The organism is Candidatus Symbiopectobacterium sp. NZEC135 (assembly GCF_025962695.1).
On record NZ_JAGFPF010000116.1, the window covers coordinates 1 to 4835 of the forward strand.

The following is a 4835-nucleotide window of genomic DNA, read 5'->3' on the forward strand; positions in this document are numbered from 1 at the left end:
GTTGCGGGCAAAACTGCCTTTGTCGGCACCATGACTACCACGGCGCAAGGCCAGGGCGGTATTGATATGCGCGATGAGATTAACGCGCTGTCATTCAACGAACTGATGAACAGCACGTTATTCCAGAAAGCCTTTGCCGCTATTGATACCGATCCGAACAATGCCAACCTGGACGATACGCAGAAACTAACCATGGCACGCAGCCAGGTAGCGGAGCAAGCTGCCGCATCGGTAACGTCTGATCCGCGTCTGCTGGCAATCAACATTGCTGCATCCTCTTTGGGTGGCCATACACTGTTATCGCTACTGACGAAAAAAGGGGCTGCAAGTGCAGAAGGGGCGACGGAATTTGCGCAAGGCGCAGGGCAACGCTATGCCCAGAATGAACAACTGATCGATACTGCTGGGCAGAAAATTGATCCGATGAAGGATGTGCTGGAGGTCGGCGCCAATAATGCCGTGGTCGGCGCAGGCATGGGCAGTGCGTTCGGTGCCGTTGGCGGGATGCGTGGGCGACGGGCCGAAGCGCAACGTGAGCCTACAGCGGATTCTGCTGTGCAGACTGATTCTGTACCGGGTAGTGAACCGTTTGCGGAGAACGCTGAACCAACCGCTGCGCCGAGTGCTCCAGTTGCACCCAGTCCGCAGGCAACAGAAAACGCAGCCGGTATCCCTGTCAGCCAACTCGACGATTTCCGCGATACACCCGCCTATCTGCGACAGGATCCGCGCATTCAGGGTTTTGCCGACGATAGCGAGGTGCAACAAGCGTTAGCCAATTCGCAACCTGCACTCACCGCCGATGAACTGATTCGTCAGCAGATCGACAATGGAGAGCAAGGCTATTCACCGCAAGAGCTGGAGACGCTGGCACAGGCTGAGCAGATTATCGCTGCTCGTCGACCACGGCTGCCAGCACCTGGACAAACTTCTGTGATTGCCATGCCGGGTGATCTGCATGCGCCACTGAACGACGAAACACAATCTGGGGTTGGGCCACAGTTTGATGCCGGGCAGCAGGTGCGCGGGCAGCAATTCATTCCTGCCGAACGGTCGCAGCAGCCTATGAATGAAGTGGGCCGCGCCAACCAGACCTATGATGCTGAAGCGGTGCCAACCCATGCCATTGAAGATAAGAATATTTTTTTCGCCAAGCGGGGCAGCCCCCGCAGTTCTCTGGCGGTGAGATGCGCACACAGCACCAATCGAGAGAGAGCCATAATACGGGGGCTGAGATTCACGCTTTTGCCGGACTGACCGATCAGCGCCATCGGGTTGCTGGCGTTCCGGTTGATGCAACTACTGAGGCCTATGCGCGCGGTGAACCTGTGGGGGCGTTGAAGTTTTACCAACGCGATCGCCCATTTAGTAATGAGCGTGTCGCTAAGCATTCCAAATGGGGCAAGATGCCAGGGGCCAAAGTCGAAAAAGTTGAAGGTGGCTATGGGGTACGTTTGCCAGCCACTGAAACTCCGCAAAGCAAAATCACGGATTTCGGTGAAGAGTTACGTGGTGCCGCTAAACACCGCTGGGGGCAATTCTCTCAGGCCATGGACACGGCTTTTAACCGTTATGAAGTGAGTGCGCAGCCACTATCCAAAGTATTTCCTCACCCTGAATACAGCAAAATGGCTGAAGCAGGGATCGGCAGCGATGTGCTGGCGTCGCTGGCGGTATTACGGGCGCACATCCCCAATAAGCCAACTAACGCCTACCAGGCTGCAAATTGGGCCGATAACGTGCTGAACATGAAATCGCTGGCGAATGGCATTATCAACGGCGATATGAAAATGGATGATTTCAAAAACCACATGCGCGCAAGAGCGAATTTGTCGCGCGTGGCCGACACCATTGATTTGGTATCGCAGTTCGCGCCGGATCAAATGAAAGAGGCGGCTAAATATCGGATAGGTTCCGGGCATTACACGGTCTATGACGGGAAGCCGTACCCAAACGGTAAAACAATCTATGAGTTGAGAACGATAGGCAACAAGCCCATTCGGGATACGTATGCTGAGAGTGTGGAGGCACTGCTGCCCAAGGCAAAAGCCTACATTGAACAGCAGATCGGTGCTGCTCATGAGAATGGTAGCGGTAAACAGTCGAAGATTGAGGTTTTCCGCCGCCGGGCCGATGGGCAGATTTTTCTGGGTTATAAGGGCAGTACGCAGGTATTACCGCTTAAGGCTGGCTTTAAAGACAGTGCTGAAGCGCGCGACTACCTGAAAAATAACCGTGCGGAACTGGAAGAAAAGCTGGAGAAGCTGCGCAAAATTTCCCGGGAAGAACAACGCGGCACAGAAAACCAAAAACGTAGCGGGCCAGCGCGCCGGCAGAGTGATGTAACCCCAGATAAGTTTGGTGACACCTTCGGTTTTCGTGGCGTCCAATTTGGCAATTATGTCGAAGATGCACGGCGCCAGGCAGATTTGAATGATGCCTTCGATGCGTTAACCGATATGGCCGATGTGCTTGGCGTACCAGAAAAAGCGTTATCACTGAATGGTGAACTTGGGCTGGCGTGTGGTGCACGCGGGCGCGGAGGTGCCAGAAGTTTCAGCGCGCATTATGAACCGGGACAAGTGGTGATCAACCTCACCAAAGGCAGTGGAGCGGGTTCACTGGCGCATGAATGGTTCCATGCCCTGGATAACTATTTTGGTCAGGCCGATCAGCATGGTTACGACAACAAGGGAACCGGTGACAATTTCATAACCCGCTCTCAGCGGCGTGATCGGGTGTTTCAGAATGGGAAAATGGTGCCCACTACACACCCGGTTCGCCAGGAGGTTTACCGTGCATTCAAGGATACCCTGCAAGCTATAAACAACAGTGGCATGGTTGAACGTGCTCATACACTGGATAGCACCCGCAGTAAACCTTACTGGTCTACGGTAGTAGAACTTTCTGCTCGTGCCTTCGAGCGCTATGTGCAGGATAAAACGCAATCGAAGGGCATCAGCAATGATTATCTGGTTAACGTTCGTAAATCGAATGAGCATGCTGATCCGCAAACCTATGCTTACCCTACGGAAGCAGAGCTGTCCGGTGGTATTCGAACCGCATTTGATAATCTGTTCCGAACGCTTAAAACGAAACCGACAGAGAAGGGCATCGCCTTCTACTCCCGCGCCAGCGCCCCCAAAAATGGGGGCGTTGTCGTTTCTGGGGCTGATATCGGTGATGGCAACATTATTCACGATGGCAGTTTCAGCAAAGATGGCAGTAAACCGGCCACGGGCATGCTGCGTAACCGCGTACAGTTGGCAGCTGATGGTTTTGTCTCAAACCTGAACGGCGCTGCAAAAATCAAAGTGAAAGCGGTGCAAACGCAAGCTGAAGCGGCGGCGATGATGCCCAACGGCATTCCGGCGGAGTTTGGCATAGTGCATGCTATCTATCAGCCCGAACTGAGTCGGGTGATTGTCATCGCAGACAATATTGCCAATCCACGCGAACTGCGCGCCAAATTGCGGCATGAAGTGATCGCACACCATGGTCTGGCATCAGTGATCGGCGATGTGGAATATGACCGTATCATGCGCGTCCTGCATGCAACCCGTAATAGCCAGAATAAAACCATTCAGGAGGTGTGGCGGCAGGTTGAGCGCTCTTATGGTAATGAATCGCTGGAGGAGCAAGCCAATGAGTTTCTTGCCCATATGGCAGAACGCTCGGAGTCTGGCGGGCTTGGTGCGGCTTGGGATCGGTTCGTCTCCATGCTGACGGCTGCGCTGCGTCGTGTGGGTATTATCAGCCCACACACTGATGTTACGCCAGCAGAGATCCGCAGCATTCTGCACACTATCACCGGCCGCTTTAAAAAAACGGCAATGTACGCCAACGAACAGCCAGGTACTCGAGAGTTTGAGGATACTTTTTCGCGTTCTGATGCGTTGTATTCCAAAGCGGAAGATACCGATCTACTCAGGCCTCTACCGGACGAGGCGGAACGTTATCGCGCAGAACTGAATAAAGCCATGCGGTCGCTACGGTCTGGGGACATGACTATCCCTATGGGTAGAACACCGCCTGTGTTGCGGGCGCTGGGTGCGCCCAATTTAAATATGGTGATCTCTCGTGACACGGTGCGTAAAGCGACTAATGGCGTGAAGCACGACGTGCCAATGGACGTGATTGAACGATTGCCGGAACTGATGCATGACCCTCTGGCAGTTTACCGTTCGTCCACTCAAGCTGATGCCGTGGTGGCGCTACTGGAGGCGCAGGATACTAACGGTAATCCGGTAGTTTCCGCAGTCCATATGAATGCCAAGAAACAAAACTTAGTGATCAATAGAATCGCGTCGGTTTATGGCACCGTTGGGGGGATGACAAAAGTTCAAGGGATGGAAGATGCGGGGTTGGCACTTTATCGACGGACAAAAGAAAACCCCAATCAGCCTCATTCAGCCGGACTCCAATTGTCCGGGGAGAGCACTAACCAGGGTTCAGATCCTGCCAGTCGCCGATACTCACAGAGGCTTCAATTGCCCAAGGAGGGCGACCCCGCAGAATCAGGTGCCGATATCCGCAAGAACAAGGCCCTCTACTCACGCGCTGGTAACCCGACAATGGATGCCGAAACCAGCCGCAAAATGGGCTTTAACGTCGAAAAAGGTTGGTTCGAGAAGCCGCGTGATTTCTGGCAAATGGCGACCGACAAGGACAAGACGGCACTTAAGCAGTGGTGGCATGACACCTCGCGTAAACTCAATACTCGCACCTTTGATGGACTGGCACCGCTGAAATATGCCGAAGACGCGGCAGGGGATTTTGATGCTACGGCGTCGGGCTATACCGCCGCGCGTATGGCGGCCGGTGCTGGGGCGGGT

The 4835-nt window shown here is 54.0% G+C and carries 2 protein-coding genes; both read left to right on the plus strand.

The genetic code is table 11. The features are described from left to right. Positions 1 to 1257, plus strand: a 1257-nt coding sequence (locus J5224_RS23270; protein ID WP_319802472.1) for a hypothetical protein, incomplete at its 5' end; no start/stop codon positions are given. Next, positions 1188 to 4835 (plus strand): LPD5 domain-containing protein (locus J5224_RS23275; RefSeq protein WP_264627616.1); only part of this gene is annotated, 3648 nt, incomplete at its 3' end. The genes J5224_RS23270 and J5224_RS23275, both read left to right, overlap by 70 nt.